Source organism: Aurantiacibacter rhizosphaerae (assembly GCF_009807005.1).
GTDB classification, from domain to species: Bacteria; Pseudomonadota; Alphaproteobacteria; order Sphingomonadales; family Sphingomonadaceae; genus Alteraurantiacibacter; species Alteraurantiacibacter rhizosphaerae.
This window is the reverse complement of the sequence record NZ_WUBR01000001.1, coordinates 1,030,107-1,044,084: the sequence shown is the minus strand read 5'-3', so window position 1 is coordinate 1,044,084 and position 13,978 is coordinate 1,030,107. Positions and strand designations below refer to the sequence as shown.

Sequence of the window (13,978 nt, the reverse complement as noted above, 5' to 3'; positions counted from 1 at the left end):
TAACCGCCTATAGCAGATTGGCGAATTTGCAAATTCCCGGTCCCGCCCCGCGCAGATTGCGGGGGCGGGCCATCATGGTATCAGTGCAGCGCAATCTGTTGTTTTACGCGCAGCTTTTCCTTCTTGATTGCCTGGATTTTCGCACTGTCCGGCGCAGGTCGGTTCATTTCCTCACGCAACCGGCGATCGAGCCCTTCATGCTTTTGCTGCAGGGCTTGGGCGTGCGAAGTTTCCATGAGGCAGTCTCCTAGACAGAGGGGGCCGGATAAAGCCCGGCCCGCGTGGTGTTCCACGACAACTGCCATTCGACTCGCAGACGGCAGCCGCCGCGTGATTGTCATCAAACCATAATACCCCTAAATCTCCAAACGCGTTGGCGATGAACCGCCCCGCGCGGGCGTCGTCCCGCAAAACACGCGATGGCGGGGACCACGGCCGGAATGACCGAAGATGAAATGCGCAAACGGCTGGCTTCCCTGCGGGTGGAGCACCGCGATCTGGACATCGCGATAGAGGCGCTGGTGAACACCGGCGGGCCGGACCAGTTGCAGGTCGCCCGCCTGAAAAAGCGCAAGCTGCGGCTGCGCGATCAGATCAACCAGATCGAAAATTACCTGACGCCCGATATCATCGCCTAGGCAGCCTTACGTAATCAGTGCCGCCGACGCCGCAATTTCCGTTTATGATCGGGACAGGCTGAATTCACTGTCGGAATTAACCACACTGCGAGTGGCAAGCCGCCCGGCAAGGCGTTAAAGATCGGCCCGCATGACAAAACCCGCAACCATATCACCCTCCATCATCGAGACCTTGTACGAAGATGCGCTGCTGCTGGCCGACGAGGCGCGCGCCACTTTCGACTTTGACGATGGTTTTACAAGCTCCGCAGCAGGCGCATCCGCCGCGCGCGTGGCGCTGAGTTGCGAGGCCTTGCGCACCACCACCCGCATGATGCACGCCATCGCCTGGCTGCTGAATCAGCGGGCCTTTCTTGCCGGTGACATGAGCGAATTTCAGCTGCGCCATCATGGCCGCCTGCCCCCTGCCCAGCCCGCGCCAGACCCCTTGGAACTGGCTATGCTGCCGCCCTATATTGCCGATCTGGTCGATCGTTCCGTGTCTTTCTACGCCCGGATAGAACGGCTGGACAGGGCGTGGAGGACGCGTTTTGAATTGCAGCCCGCGGCGGTTCACCGGCTGCGGCAGCGGCTTGGCTACGCTTTCGCCAGCTAGACTTTCCTTAGCGCCGCTTCCCACCGGGCCAGCCGACGCTGGCGCGCTTCCTCGTTCATATTCGGTGTGAATGTCTGCGCGGTGCCGATCATCGTATCGACCGCTTCCTGCAAGTTCGACTTCATACCGCAGCCCACCGCCGCCAGCATCGCTGCGCCAAGGGCCGTGGTCTCCACGAAATCGGGGCGTGTCACGCTCTGGCCCAGCAGATCCGCGATATCCTGCGCCATCCAGTCGTTCACGGCCATGCCGCCATCGATGCGCAGGCCCGTCCATTGGCAGCCATCGGCAGCAAAACCGCTTGCCAGATCGCGTGTCTGATGCGCCATCGCTTCCAAAGATGCGCGAGCGATGTGGGCGCGCCCGGTGTCGAAGCCGAGGCCAGAGATGATGCCGCGCGCCTCTGGCCGCCAATGCGGCGCGCCAAGGCCGGACAGGGCAGGAACCACCACCACGCCGCCGCTGTCTGGAATGGAGCGGGCCAGCTCCTCCGTCTCTGCCGCGCTGGAAATCATGCCCAGGCTGTCGCGCAGATATTTGATCAGGCTGCCCGCCACGAACACCGCGCCCTCGATGGCGTAGTGCCGCTCTCCTGCCACCTGATACAGCACGGTGCCCAGCAGGCGATTGTCAGACCACGGAACGCGGGTGCCGATGTTGGACAGCACGAAGGCGCCGGTGCCATAGGTCGCCTTCGTCTCACCCGGATTGAGGCAACCCTGCCCGATAGTCGCGGCCTGCTGGTCCCCCGCCATGCCGCAGATGGGGATCGCGCCATCGAACAGGTCCGGCGCGGTGCTGGCAAGTTCGCCTGCGCAATCCGTTACGCGCGGCAGGGTTTCCATCGGCACGCCCAGCAACTGGCACAATTCCTGATCCCAGCTGGAGGCATCCAGCGGCAACAGCAGCGTGCGGCTGGCGTTGCTGGCATCGGTGATGTGGTGTGACCCGCCAGACAGCTTGTACACCAGCCAGCTTTCCACCGTGCCGAAGGCCAGCGTGCCCGCCTTTGCCGCGGCCCTCACCGCGTCATCGTGATCCAGCAGCCAGCGCATCTTGGTGCCGGAGAAATAGGGGTCCAGCAGCAGGCCCGTGCGTGCGCGCACCTCCGCCTCGTGACCTGCATCCTTCAACTTTGCGCAGAAATCCGCGGTGCGCCGGTCCTGCCACACGATTGCGCGGGACAGCGGCTTTCCTGTCTCACGATCCCACGCCACCACGGTTTCGCGCTGGTTGGTGATGCCGATGGCGGCAATGCGCGCCGCGCCGCCCGCGTGATCCACCATGGCGCGGGCGCAGGACAGTGTCTTGTCCCAGATTTCGCCTGCATCATGTTCCACCCAGCCGGATCGCGGATAGTGCTGCGTCAGCTCCGCCTGCTCCACCCCGCGAAAGCGCCCGTCCTGCGCAAACAGCATGGCGCGCGTGCTGGTGGTTCCTTCATCCAGAACAAGGATGGACTGGTCGATCATTGGCATTCCTCTCTTCGCAGGCCATATGCCCAGCATGGCCCCTCCCCCGCAACCCCACGATCCATCCACCTGGCCCACCGGCAAAGTCGATCAGCTTGAAGATCTGGTCGCCCGCGTTCTGGCGCCAAATCCCTCCCCCTTCACCTACACAGGTACGCAAACCTACCTTGTCGGCGCGGATCAGGGGATTGCCGTGATCGATCCCGGCCCGGCTGACGATGATCACCTGGCCGCGCTGCAATCCGCCATCGCCGATCGGCCGGTGCTGGCCATCATGTGTACCCACACCCACCGCGATCACTCGCCTGCAGCCGCCCCGCTGGCGCAGTTGACGGGCGCGCCCATCGTGGGCTGTGCGCCGCTGCATATCAGCAGCGATGGCCCGCGCAGCGATGCGCCCTTCGATCAGACCTACGCGCCGGACCGGGTGATGGAGGATGGGGAGGCGATGACCGGCCCCGGCTGGACGCTGCGCGCCGTGGCCACGCCCGGCCATACGTCAAATCACCTGTGTTTCGCGCTGGAGGAAAGCGGCGCGATGTTCACCGGCGATCACGTAATGGGCTGGTCCACCACCGTGGTGGTGCCGCCCGATGGCGACATGGCCGATTACCTCGCCAGCCTTGCCCGCCTGTATGATCGGGAACAGGATCGCATCTATTACCCCGCCCATGGCCCCGCAGTGGAAAATCCGCGCCAGCTGGTGCGCGGCATGATCGGCCACCGCCGCCAGCGCGAAGGGCAGATCACCCGCCTGCTGGCGGAAGAAGCCCGCAGTATAGAGGCGCTGGTGCCGGTGATGTACAAGGGCATCAACGAGAAGCTGTGGCCTGCCGCTGCACAAAGCGTGCACGCTCATCTGCTGGATATGGAACGGCGTGGCACCGTGATCCGTTCAGGAGATATATGGTCAACACTATAAAAGATGATGAGAGCACACGCGTGCGCCCGGCGGACCCTGCGGTCGGCTCTCCACCGGCGCACACCTCCGCCGGTAATGCGCGCGGCGCCGTGCCACGCGGCGCACCGTGGCTGGTGGTGCTGCTGCTGGTCGTCGCCTTGGCTTGGCTGGCGTGGGAGATATGGGGCCCTCAGGAACAGGGCGATATCGTCGCCACGTCCATGCTGGCCTTTGAAAAGCAGAACGCGCTGACTGTGTTCTCCAGCCGGTTTGACGTGGTGGCCGAAAGCGTCAGCACGCCCAGCGTCGGCCCGTTCAATGTGGACGCGCTGCAATCGCGCCAAGCGATGATCGTGCCCGCCACGGTGGAATACCGGCTTGACCTGTCGGACATGGATCGCAGCGATTTCGCCTGGGACGAGGCGAGCGAAACCTTGCAGGTAACTCTGCCCGCCGTCACCGTTTCCACGCCCAATCTGAATGAGGCGGAAGCCCGCTATTTCACCGATGGGCTGTATGTTAGCCGCGATGCCTCCGTCTCTCTCAGCCGGAACAATTCGCAGCAGGCAGCCCAGCGCGCGCGCGATTTCGCGCGAAATGCAGAGGTGATGTCACTGGCCCGCGATGCGGCGCGAACCGCCGTGACGCAGAACCTTGCCATTCCCCTGCAGGTTGCAGGTTATGGCGATGTGCAGGTGAATGTGCGCTTCGAAGACGAATAGGCCGCGCTAGTCCCAGTTTTCCGCGTCGTCCTCCAGCACCGAGGCCATCGGCGTGGTGCGCGGCAGGGCCTGGAAATCCTGTTGCCTTGCATCGGGCACCGGCTTGCTGACCGCCATTCGCCAGAGGCCGAACAGGGCCGCGGCAAGCGACACCGCGCCGATTGCGGCGAACAAGCCCATTGGCCCGAATATCGCCATCGCCGTCGAGCCCGCGATCGGCCCTGCTGCCGCACCCACAGAATACACCAGCACCAGACCGCTGCTCGCCCCCACCCTTTCGCTTTCTTCCAGGTGATCGTTCAGATGGGCCACGCACAGCGGGTAGAGCGCGAAGGAGAACCCGCCGAAAAGAGCGCCCACAATGAACAAAGCATCCGGCTGGCGCACCATCGCCAGCCCTGCGCACAGCAGCGCGGCCGCCAGCATGCAGGCCACGATGACGCGGCGCCTGTCAAACCTGTCCGACAGCCGCCCCAGCGGATATTGCAACGCCACGCCGCCGCCGATCACGCAGGAGGTGAACAGCGCCACCTGTGACAGCGGCAGGCCCTGTCGCTGCACAAACACCGCGCCAAGCGCATAAAAGGCACCCAGCATCACGCCCGTCGCCACCGAACCCACGATGCCCAGCGGCGATACTTCATACATCCGCTTCAGCGAAAACGGCGCGACTTCGTCCAGGATCGGCTGTTCGATCTTGGTCAGCGCCACGGGGAGCACGGCCAGCGACAGCAGGACGGCAGAGGCCATGAACGGCAGCGCGGGCGCGTTATCGCCAAGGTTCAGCAGGAACTGGCCGATTGCCTGGCCCGCATAAAGCGCGATCATGTAGGTCGCCAGGATGGCGCTGCGATTGTCGGGCCGGGCAACGCGGTTCAGCCAGCTTTCCAAACACACGAAAACGCCGCTCATCACGAAGCCGTCCACAAAGCGCAAGCCGACCCAGAGCGCCGGAAAATCGAAGATCGCATAGGTCAGCGAACTGGCGGAGTAGATGGAAACAAACGCCGCAAAGGCACGGATATGGCCGACGCGCCCAATCAGTGGCGCGACTTTCAGCGCGCCGATGGTCAGCCCGCCGAAATAGCTCGTGGCGACCAGGCCGATCAGCAGGTCGCCCTGCCCTGCTGCCTCCAGCCGGATCGCGATCAGCGTGCTCAGGAAGCCGCTGCCTGCCATCAGCATGAAAATCGCCATCAGAAGCGGGCGGACGAGGTTGAGCGATGCCACCATGATTCGCCCCCTAGGCGCGGCGAAGCTGTTACGCCAGAGCAGTGTTTTCGCCGCTGGTGGACATGCGCCAATTGGCCCCATAAGTCCCTGCCGATGAACACGATAACTTTCGAACAATTCATGGCGGTAGACATTCGCTGCGGCACCGTAATCGACGCACAGCCCTTCCCGGAAGCGCGCAAGCCCGCGATCAAGCTATGGGTGGATTTCGGGCCGGAAATCGGGGTGAAGAAGTCATCCGCGCAGATTACCGACCACTACTCGCCGGAAAGCCTGCAGGGCCGCAAGGTGATGGCCGTCGTCAACTTCCCGCCGCGCCAGATCGGGCCCTTCATGTCCGAAGTGCTGGTGCTGGGCTTTCCCGACGCAGACGGCGCTATCGTGCTGGCCGGGCCGGATGAAAGCGGCAAACTGCCCGACGGTGCGCGGCTGGCCTAGGCCGGAAAACCAAGAGCGTTTCGCAGCTCTCCCAGCCATGGATCGAAGGGCACCCATGCCCCCTGCCCCGCGCGGTTGATCGGCTGGCGCACCTGTTCGCTGCTGGCGGTGCGCACGGCGCGGTTCGTCTGGTGGAAGTTCAAACAGGCTTCCTCGAAATCCAGCCCGCAATAGTCCAGCATCCGCCGGATCTGCCCCTCGGGATCATCCAGCACATCCTCGTGCTGCACGCGCAGCACGCGGCCCGGCAGCACTTCGTCCCAATGCTGCATCAGGTCCACGTAATCGGCGAAATAACGGCCTATCTCGTTGAGGCCATAGGTGAATTCTTGGCCTTCGGCGAACAGCTGCTTGAAGCCGGAGAAGCAGCAATCCATCGGCGCGCGGCGCGCATCGATGATCTTTGCATTGGGCAGGATCAGGTGGATCAGCCCGATGTGCCGGAAATTGTTGGGCATCTTGTCGATGAAAAACGGCGCGCCCTGCCGGTGGATGGCGGTGTTTGCGATATATTGCTCGCCAAAGGTCTTGAGCTGATCCGCCGATAGATCGTGCAAGATTTCAGGATAGCGCGACTGCCCCGCCTTGCGCCCGCGCAGGCGGTGGGCCAGCGCAAGGATATCCGGCAATTCCAGCGTGCCATCAACCTGGCTGTGGCTGGCAAGGATCTGCTCCAACAGGGTGGACCCGGCGCGCGGCAAGCCAAGGATGAAGATGGGGTCCGGCGCATCGTGCCCGGCGCCTTCATGTTTTGCGAACAGTTCCGCCGTGCAAACTTCGCGCTGCTTTGCCAGTTCGGCGCTCATAATGTCCGCATCATAGCGGGTTTGCGCGCGTTTCAGCGCATTCCCGCGCTCGTAATGGCAAAAGCTCGCCTCGTAATTCTTGCCGTCCTCATGCGCCTTGCCCAGCGCGAAGGAGAGGTGCACGCGGTCCATGAAAGCAAGATCGGGCCGCGCTGCCTGCTCTTCCATCCTGGCCAGTTCGTCATCTGTAAACTTGTAGGTCTTCAGGTTCGCCAGCGCATACCACGCATCGCCATGATCGGGTTTTGCGGCGCAGGCAGCGCGGTAGCTTTCCACCGCCTCATCGCTCTTGCCCATGGTTTTCAGCGCGTGGCCACGGCTGGTCAGCGTTGCGGGATCGTTCGGCACTTTTTCCAGCACCTGCGCAAACAGCGCAAACGCGCGGTCGTAATCACCGGTCTGCATGCTTTCGATGGCAAGGTGCGACTGGAACAGCGGGTTGGCAGGATCGCTTTCGTAAAGGCTCTGCGCCTCGGCCCGCGCACTCTTGAACTTCTGGCGGCGGCGCAGCGCATCGATATAGTCGAGATGCACCTGCACATTGGCAGGCTCGAACACGCGGGCGCTTTCCAGCAGGAATTCCGCATCGTCCAGAATGCCCAGCTTGATGCCGATCTGCGCCAGCAGGCGCATGCCCTCCACGCTCTTGGGATTGGTACGCAGGAAGTGGCGGCAGATCTCCTCGGCCCGAAGGATGCGCCCTTCGTGCAGGTGATGGGTGACGGCAACCAGCTCTCGCGGGAGGCTGGCGATGCGATCCGCCTGCGCCTGCGCGCCTTTGGCTGCTGCGCCGTCCTGCAATTCCGCCAGGGCCCGCCAGCTGGCATCCAGCGCCGGGTTGAAACGGGTCGCGCGCTGATAGGCTGCAATCGCCTGCGCAGCCTGTCCTTGCGCGCGGGCCAAGTGCCCTGCTTCCTGCCAGGCGCGGCCATATTCGGGCATGGCGGCATGTAGCCGCGCCAGCATCGCCTCCGCCTCTGGCGCGCGGTTCAGATAGCGCAGCGACACGGCGGCCATATACAGCGCCTCCCCATCGGCCGGGTCCGTCGCCAGAACCCGCTCCACCAGCGCCAGCCCCTTTGCGAAATCGCCTGCCTGAAGCGCCTTTTGCGCCAGCGCGAGTTGTTCGTCGCGTTCACTCATGGGCGCGCCCTAACAAAGCATGGCCGCAGCTTCAAAAGAAACGGGGGCGAACCGCAGTCCGCCCCCGTGCCGTTTTTCCATTGCGGAAGGTTGGATCAATAATCGTAGGATACGCGGAGACCCACCGTACGCGGACGGTTTACCGAGATACGCTCCCGATCGTTCACGTAGTTGCCGGAAATCTGCGCGCGCTTGTCCGTCAGGTTCTCACCATAGATCTCGAAGCGCCACTGATCGGCTACGATACCGGCGGACAGGTCCACCACGGTGTAGCTGTCGAGCTCAAGCTTGTTGATCTCGATAATGTCGGTGAACTTCTTCGACGAATAGGTAACCTGCGGCTGGACATAGGCTTCCAGCGTGCTCGACAGGTCAAATTCGTAACGAATGCGCATATTGCCCTGGAATTTCGGAGCAAAGGCAAGCGGTTCGCCGACCTGCACATCATCCGTCGGCGTCAGCACTTCCGTGATCTCTGTGTCCAGCAGCGAGAACGCACCGGCAAAGGTGAAGCCCGGCAGTGCGTAAGGGGCCACGGTGAAGTCAGCCTCCACGCCCTTGATCTCTGCATTGGCCGCATTGTCCGAGAAGAACAGGTTGGCGATGCTGGGATCGAAGATCGTCGTCTGCAGGTTGGTGATGTCGACATAGAAGGCACTGCCGTTGAAGCGCAGCTGGCCGTCGATCAGGTCAAGCTTCCAGCCGAGTTCGTAATTCTTCACCTCGTCGGTGGCCAGTTCGAACGGCACGGTGAAGCCCGCGCCATTGGTGGCACCGCCGGGACGGTTCAGCAAACCGGGACGGAAGCCTTCCGAATAGGTTGCGTAGATCAGCGTATCCTGCGTGGGCGTTACCTGCAGCGAACCCTTGTAGATGAACCCGTCCGTCTGCGCAGTGTCCGGTGCACGAACCGCGTTGAACACCTGCTGCGCCTGCGACGCGTTGAGGCCCGCGTTCTGAATGTCCTGCAAGGTATCATCCAGCGTGAACGTCTGCCGCAGGGCAGCGTTACAGCTGTTGATGAAGGTGTAGCTGCCATCGCCATCGTACAGATCGTTCAGATCGGTGCCGAAGGCATTGGCATCCTGTGCCGCGCCGGAATTACAGAAGGAGCCATTGGCACTGCCTTCGAAATCCACCTCGATATCGTAATACCGCGCACCCAGCGTGATGGTGAGCAAATCGGGCACGATATCGAAGCTGGCTTCACCGAAGATGCCGATCTGTTCATCCGTCCGCCGGATGTCGTTGCGGAAGATGGTGGCTTCCGGGAACGGGCCGGGATCGGTGTTGAAACCGGGCTGCGGGAAGTTGGGGGCGAATGGGCCGAACGGATCTGCCAGGATGTTGCCCGGATAGTTGAAGTCGTTGCGCTCCTTCAACTCAAGATCGGAATAGAAGGCGCCAGCCGTGGCGCGGATGCGCCAGTCGCTGGGCGTGCTGAAGCGCAGTTCCTGCGTGAACACGGTCGTCTCACTGTCGGACGTGACATAGAGATTGGGTGCCTGGCAGGTGCCCGAAGGATCAGCCGCGCCGGGATAGGAAACCGAACCGTCGCAGATGTAATAGGGCAGGTACTGACCGACGAAGAGATAGTCGGAATAATCGACCTGCTGCTGCGTCTCACGATCGGTATAGGCACCGGTGTAGACCACATCCAGCATCGCCAGGCGGCCTTCCACGGTCCAGCTGGTGTTGCTGAAATCGTCTTCCAGACGGTCATCCGAATAACGCTGGATCTCCAGGTCATCCAGGCCGCCGAGTTCCGGATCGGCGAAGAACACGCCGTCGCTTTCCAGGCTCTGGCGCGAATGGGCCAGGGTCAGCGTCCAGTCCGGGGTGACTTCCCACAGGGCCGTGGCGCGGAAACCGGCATAGGTCGTGCCGTTGAACTTGTCCTCTACGAAGGCATTGTTTTCGGCAGGGATGAAGTCGACGTTGGAAAGGTCTGCCCCTGCCTGGAAACCGCCGCGCAGCGAGTTGACCACGGTGCCGTTGGAACGCACGGTGCCCGCCGGGCGGAAACGCGCGCTTTCGCTGGCATCGCGCTTGCCTGCGATGTTGTCGATATAGCCGCCCTGCTTGTCGAGATAGGCGACACCGCGAACCGCGATCGTATCCGTCACCGGCACGTTCAGCATGAACTCGGTCTTGTAGGACGTTGCGCCGCCCTGCGTGAAGCTGACGCCGGCATCGGCGCTGGCATCAAAGCCTGCAAGGCTTGGCTTGTTGGTGATCAGGCGCACCACACCGGCCTGCGAACTGGCACCGAACAGCGTGCCCTGCGGACCGGAGAGAACCTCGATCCGGGCAAGGTCGGCGGCATAAACGTCCAGGTTACGGCCCGGCTGTGCCAGCGGCTGCTCGTCCAGATACATTGCCACGTTGGGCGCCAGGCCTGCAACACCGGCGGTGGTGAGGTTGGGCGTGGTGGATGCAAGGCCGCGGATATAGATGGTGTTCTGGCCGGGGCCGCTGCCGCCTGCGGTAACGGTGGGCAACTGGTCGAGATAATCCTCGAACGTATCGATATTGAGCTCTTCCAGCCCTTCTGAACCCAGCGCCTGCACGGACACGGCAACGTCCTGCAGATCTTCCTGGCGTTTCGTGGCGGTGACAATGATGGTGCCAACGCCGCCCTTGCGCGCTTCTGGTGCGGGGGCGGCCTGATCCTGCGCCACGGCAGGCGTAGCGATTGCGATGGCCAGCGCGCCGATCGACGCGCCGCTGATGTATTTCGACATGTTTGATTCCTCTGAGGATCACTGTTCGCGATCATGCAGCGAAGGGTCGGCTGCAACATGATCTGAGATAGGTGCCGCGCTATAAATAGAGCGCGCGTGCCGCGTCCGAATAACGGCACCGTCGCCAAGGTTCCACAGTGTTTCGAAGGATTTACCGGACTGCGAAAAAAGATGTTGCAGAATAACCACAATGAAAGTGGTTCTCATGTAACGGTCAAATATTGAAAGATATATTCATCGTTTCTCAAGAGGAATCTAAATTCTATTTATTCCGCAGACCCAATCTACTCTAATAAAACGCTGAACAGGGAAAAATCTTCTCTTGGAGACGATTTCTTTTCTTATCCTGTTGGTGCTTACTTACTGCGCAGGATCCCAATCCTCGCAAGCCTCAGCAGTACAGGGCACGCCCTGCCGGGTGCGAATAATGTCGAAAATCACGGCCTTAACGATGGAAATCGCCATCAGGGCCACCACGACAGAGAACGGCAGCGCCCCGATGATCATGGTGATTCTGATCGCATCGATCCCGCCGATGATCAGCATCGATCCCACCATGAAGGCCAGCGCAGCACCCCAGAACAGGATATGCCGGCGGCGCTGTCCATCCGTTTCACCCGCACCGTTGATCGTGTTCACGATCAGGATCGCGCTGTCCGCGCTGGTGATGAGATAGGTCATCAGCAGGATCACCACGAGGCCGGAAACCACCCAGGCAACGCCGGGGCTCAGCAACACGGCCAGCGTGGCATACAGCTGATCGGACATGGGCGCACCCACGATGGCGCCATTGGCCACGCCGCTAAGCTCCAGATCGATGGCCGTGCCGCCCACCAGCGTCATCCATACAAAGCACATCAGCGATGGCACCAGCAGCACGCCGAACACATATTCGCGCACCGTACGCCCGCGGGAAATGCGGGCGATGAACATGCCAACGAAAGGCGCAAAGGCGATCCACCATGCCCAATAGAAAACGGACCAGTCCAGCTGCCAGCGCACCAGCGCATCGCCCACCGAGCTGCCATCACTGCTGAACAATGTCAGCGCAAGCTGCGGCAGGTTACGCAAATATTCGAACACCGCCACACCCAGCAGCTCCAGCCCATAGAAGCCGGCACCCACCACCGCGAACAGCGCCAGCATGGCGATGGAAAGGCCCATGTTGATGTTGGACAGCCACTTGATCCCCTTGCCCACGCCGGAAAGGGCGCTGATGGTGGATGCACCCACCAGCAGCACCAGCGAGATGATGATGGCAGCGGGGCTGGAAGTGCCCTCTGCATTCATCAGCCAATCGCCCATACCCAGCCGGTAAAGCCCGGCCACGAACTGTTCGACGCCCAGCCCCATGGTAACGGCAACACCAAGAATGGTGGCCACCACGGCCACGACATCGACGACATGCCCGGCTCCGCCAGACATCACCTTGCCAAACAGCGGCGCGAGGGAGGAACGGATGGTAAGCGGCAGATTCCGGCGATAGGCGACATAGCCAATGGCTAGGCCCACCAGGCCATAGGCGCCCCAGGCCGCCAGCCCCCAGTGCAGGAAGGTATACAGATAGGCAGGCCCGATGGCCTCCTGGCTCAGCGGTTCTACCGTGCCGCGGATGATATCGGGGTTGTTCTGCCAATGGGCCAGCGGCTCTCCGGTGGAATAGGTGAGCATGCCGATGCCGATACCTGCGCCAAACAGCATGGCGAACCAGCTGAAGAAACCGAACTCCGGCTCCTCCCCCGGATTGCCGATGCGCAGCGATCCCGATTGCGGGATGATCGCCAGCACCAGCGTCACCACCATCAGCACGGCGACGAGATAGACATACCAGCCGGAGAACGTGGCGATGATGGTGTTGTTGGCCGCAACCAGCGTTTCATTGGCGCTGACCGGGAAGAAGATGGCCCACATGATGATGAGCGAGACGATGACCTTGGCAGGAATGGTGACCGATCGGCTGAAGCCGTCGTAAAATCCCTTGTCATGGGTGTTGATCGGCAAATCGACCAAGGGCGGGTCCATACGATTGTCGTCCGAGTTTCCCGCTGGCACCTGTTCAGTCACTACGAATACTCTCCTGCCTTACCCGCAACGTTACAAGCGGCACGCATGATGCGCGCCTTCATTCTGCCGATTTTGGGTAGGGCACGGAACATAGCCTCTTGGTCCGGTATTGCAAACATTGCATCGTGCAACCGTTTTGGGGCGGAACACTCTCGCAAAATCGCGCATTGTTTATATAAGCGCCGCCAAACCTAGCCGACGCAACCGAGGACGGGCCAGACAACATGACAGACCAGACAGCAATTCCGGCAGGCGTTGACCTGCGCGAAGAGATCGACCGCTTGCGCAAGGAGCGTAACGCCGTGATCCTTGCCCATTATTACCAGAAGCCCGAATTGCAGGATCTGGCTGATTTCGTGGGCGATTCGCTGGAACTGTCAAAGAAGGCAGCGGAAACCGATGCCGATGTCATCGCATTTTGCGGCGTGAAGTTCATGGCCGATACGGCGAAGATCCTCTCGCCTGAAAAGATCGTGGTGCTGCCCGATATGGAAGCCGGCTGTTCGCTGGAAGACAGCTGCCCGCCGGACAAATTCCGCGCCTTCCGGGAAAAGCACCCCGATCACATCGCGCTCACCTACATCAATTGCTCGACCGAGGTGAAAGCCCTGTCGGACGTGATTGTCACCAGTTCCAGCGCGGAAACGATCCTGCAGCAGATCCCGGAAGACCAGCCCATCATCTTCGGGCCGGACCGTCACCTTGGCGGATATCTGAACCGCAAGTTTAACCGCGATATGCTGCTGTGGCCCGGTGTGTGCATTGTGCACGAAGCTTTCAGCGAGAAGGAACTGCTGAAACTGAAGGCAGAGCATCCCGGCGCCCCCATCGTGGCGCATCCCGAATGCCCGCCCGCCATCATCGATCATGCCGATCACGTCGGCTCCACCAGTTCCATCCTGCAATATGCCAAGACCTTCCCCGGTGACACGCTGATCGTTGCGACAGAGCCGCACATCATCCACCAGATGGAAAAGGCACTGCCGGAGAAAACCTTCCTGGGCGCACCGGGTGCGGACGGCAACTGCAACTGCAACATCTGCCCCTACATGGCGCTCAACACGATGGAGAAGCTCTATCTGTGCCTGCGCGATCTGGAACCGCGTATCGAGATCGAGGAGAGCATGCGCCTGAAGGCCAAGGCCAGCCTCGACAAGATGCTGGAGATGGCGAGCGGCACGATCGGCAAGGGCGATCTGGGCGATCCGAACGCGTGATGTCA

The 13,978-nt window shown here is 61.7% G+C and carries 12 protein-coding genes; 6 read left to right on the top strand and 6 right to left on the bottom strand.

What is annotated here, in order from left to right:
- Positions 1 to 80 precede the first annotated feature (80 nt).
- Complete coding sequence (locus GRF63_RS04895; RefSeq protein WP_160484828.1) at positions 81 to 236, bottom strand: YdcH family protein; 156 nt, start codon at positions 234 to 236, stop codon at positions 81 to 83.
- A gap of 204 nt (positions 237 to 440) precedes the next feature.
- Between GRF63_RS04895 and GRF63_RS04890 the strand changes: the two genes are divergently transcribed.
- Together GRF63_RS04890 and GRF63_RS04885 are read left to right on the top strand one after the other, a co-directional pair.
- Positions 441 to 638 (top strand): YdcH family protein, encoded by a 198-nt coding sequence (locus GRF63_RS04890; protein WP_160484827.1) that lies wholly within the window; start codon positions 441 to 443, stop codon positions 636 to 638.
- A 130-nt stretch (positions 639 to 768) separates the two neighbouring features.
- Positions 769 to 1,233 carry a DUF1465 family protein gene (locus GRF63_RS04885; protein WP_160484826.1) on the top strand — a complete coding sequence of 155 codons (465 nt, stop codon included), beginning with the start codon at positions 769 to 771 and terminating at the stop codon, positions 1,231 to 1,233.
- Here the strand turns inward: GRF63_RS04885 and glpK are convergent.
- Positions 1,230 to 2,705, bottom strand: coding sequence for a glycerol kinase GlpK (gene glpK / locus GRF63_RS04880; protein ID WP_160484825.1), 1,476 nt, complete (start codon positions 2,703 to 2,705; stop codon positions 1,230 to 1,232). The genes GRF63_RS04885 and glpK overlap by 4 nt on opposite strands.
- Positions 2,706 to 2,730: 25 nt before the next feature.
- Between glpK and GRF63_RS04875 the strand changes: the two genes are divergently transcribed.
- A complete protein-coding gene (locus GRF63_RS04875) occupies positions 2,731 to 3,627 on the top strand; it encodes an MBL fold metallo-hydrolase (protein ID WP_419865944.1) in 897 nt (298 codons plus the stop codon).
- Positions 3,612 to 4,328, top strand: coding sequence for a DUF4230 domain-containing protein (locus GRF63_RS04870; protein WP_160484823.1), 717 nt, complete (start codon positions 3,612 to 3,614; stop codon positions 4,326 to 4,328). The genes GRF63_RS04875 and GRF63_RS04870 overlap by 16 nt, the downstream gene beginning before the upstream one ends.
- A gap of 6 nt (positions 4,329 to 4,334) precedes the next feature.
- Here the strand turns inward: GRF63_RS04870 and GRF63_RS04865 are convergent, their stop codons facing one another.
- Positions 4,335 to 5,561, bottom strand: coding sequence for an MFS transporter (locus tag GRF63_RS04865; protein WP_160484822.1), 1,227 nt, complete (start codon positions 5,559 to 5,561; stop codon positions 4,335 to 4,337).
- A 93-nt stretch (positions 5,562 to 5,654) separates the two neighbouring features.
- Here GRF63_RS04865 and GRF63_RS04860 point away from each other — a divergent pair, with 93 nt between their 5' ends.
- Positions 5,655 to 5,999 (top strand): tRNA-binding protein, encoded by a 345-nt coding sequence (locus GRF63_RS04860; protein WP_160484821.1) that lies wholly within the window; start codon positions 5,655 to 5,657, stop codon positions 5,997 to 5,999.
- Here the strand turns inward: GRF63_RS04860 and GRF63_RS04855 are convergent.
- From GRF63_RS04855 to GRF63_RS04845, 3 genes are all read right to left on the bottom strand, one after another.
- A complete protein-coding gene (locus tag GRF63_RS04855; RefSeq protein ID WP_160484820.1) occupies positions 5,996 to 7,948 on the bottom strand; it encodes a tetratricopeptide repeat-containing sulfotransferase family protein in 1,953 nt (650 codons plus the stop codon). The two genes, GRF63_RS04860 and GRF63_RS04855, sit on opposite strands and share 4 nt — an antisense overlap.
- Positions 7,949 to 8,043: 95 nt before the next feature.
- Positions 8,044 to 10,692: a TonB-dependent receptor gene (locus GRF63_RS04850; protein ID WP_160484819.1), complete on the bottom strand. Its 2,649-nt coding sequence runs from the start codon at positions 10,690 to 10,692 to the stop codon at positions 8,044 to 8,046.
- A gap of 360 nt (positions 10,693 to 11,052) precedes the next feature.
- On the bottom strand, positions 11,053 to 12,756 hold the full coding sequence (locus GRF63_RS04845) for a BCCT family transporter (RefSeq protein ID WP_337189612.1): 1,704 nt from the start codon (positions 12,754 to 12,756) through the stop codon (positions 11,053 to 11,055).
- Positions 12,757 to 12,980: 224 nt separating this feature from the next.
- On the opposite strand from GRF63_RS04845, the gene nadA reads away from it, so the two are divergent.
- Entirely contained in the window at positions 12,981 to 13,973 is a 993-nt protein-coding gene (gene nadA, locus GRF63_RS04840) for a quinolinate synthase NadA (RefSeq protein WP_160484818.1), read from the top strand.
- Positions 13,974 to 13,978 lie beyond the last annotated feature (5 nt).

What these genes read in the sequence shown, in the direction of transcription:
- GRF63_RS04895 (WP_160484828.1), bottom strand. Translation starts at nt 236, where the DNA reads ATGGAAACTTCGCACGCCCAAGCCCTGCAGCAAAAGCATGAAGGGCTC.
- GRF63_RS04890 (WP_160484827.1), top strand. Translation starts at nt 441, where the DNA reads ATGACCGAAGATGAAATGCGCAAACGGCTGGCTTCCCTGCGGGTGGAG.
- GRF63_RS04885 (WP_160484826.1), top strand. Translation starts at nt 769, where the DNA reads ATGACAAAACCCGCAACCATATCACCCTCCATCATCGAGACCTTGTAC.
- glpK (WP_160484825.1), bottom strand. Translation starts at nt 2,705, where the DNA reads ATGATCGACCAGTCCATCCTTGTTCTGGATGAAGGAACCACCAGCACG.
- GRF63_RS04875 (WP_419865944.1), top strand. Translation starts at nt 2,731, where the DNA reads ATGCCCAGCATGGCCCCTCCCCCGCAACCCCACGATCCATCCACCTGG.
- GRF63_RS04870 (WP_160484823.1), top strand. Translation starts at nt 3,612, where the DNA reads ATGGTCAACACTATAAAAGATGATGAGAGCACACGCGTGCGCCCGGCG.
- GRF63_RS04865 (WP_160484822.1), bottom strand. Translation starts at nt 5,561, where the DNA reads ATGGTGGCATCGCTCAACCTCGTCCGCCCGCTTCTGATGGCGATTTTC.
- GRF63_RS04860 (WP_160484821.1), top strand. Translation starts at nt 5,655, where the DNA reads ATGAACACGATAACTTTCGAACAATTCATGGCGGTAGACATTCGCTGC.
- GRF63_RS04855 (WP_160484820.1), bottom strand. Translation starts at nt 7,948, where the DNA reads ATGAGTGAACGCGACGAACAACTCGCGCTGGCGCAAAAGGCGCTTCAG.
- GRF63_RS04850 (WP_160484819.1), bottom strand. Translation starts at nt 10,692, where the DNA reads ATGTCGAAATACATCAGCGGCGCGTCGATCGGCGCGCTGGCCATCGCA.
- nadA (WP_160484818.1), top strand. Translation starts at nt 12,981, where the DNA reads ATGACAGACCAGACAGCAATTCCGGCAGGCGTTGACCTGCGCGAAGAG.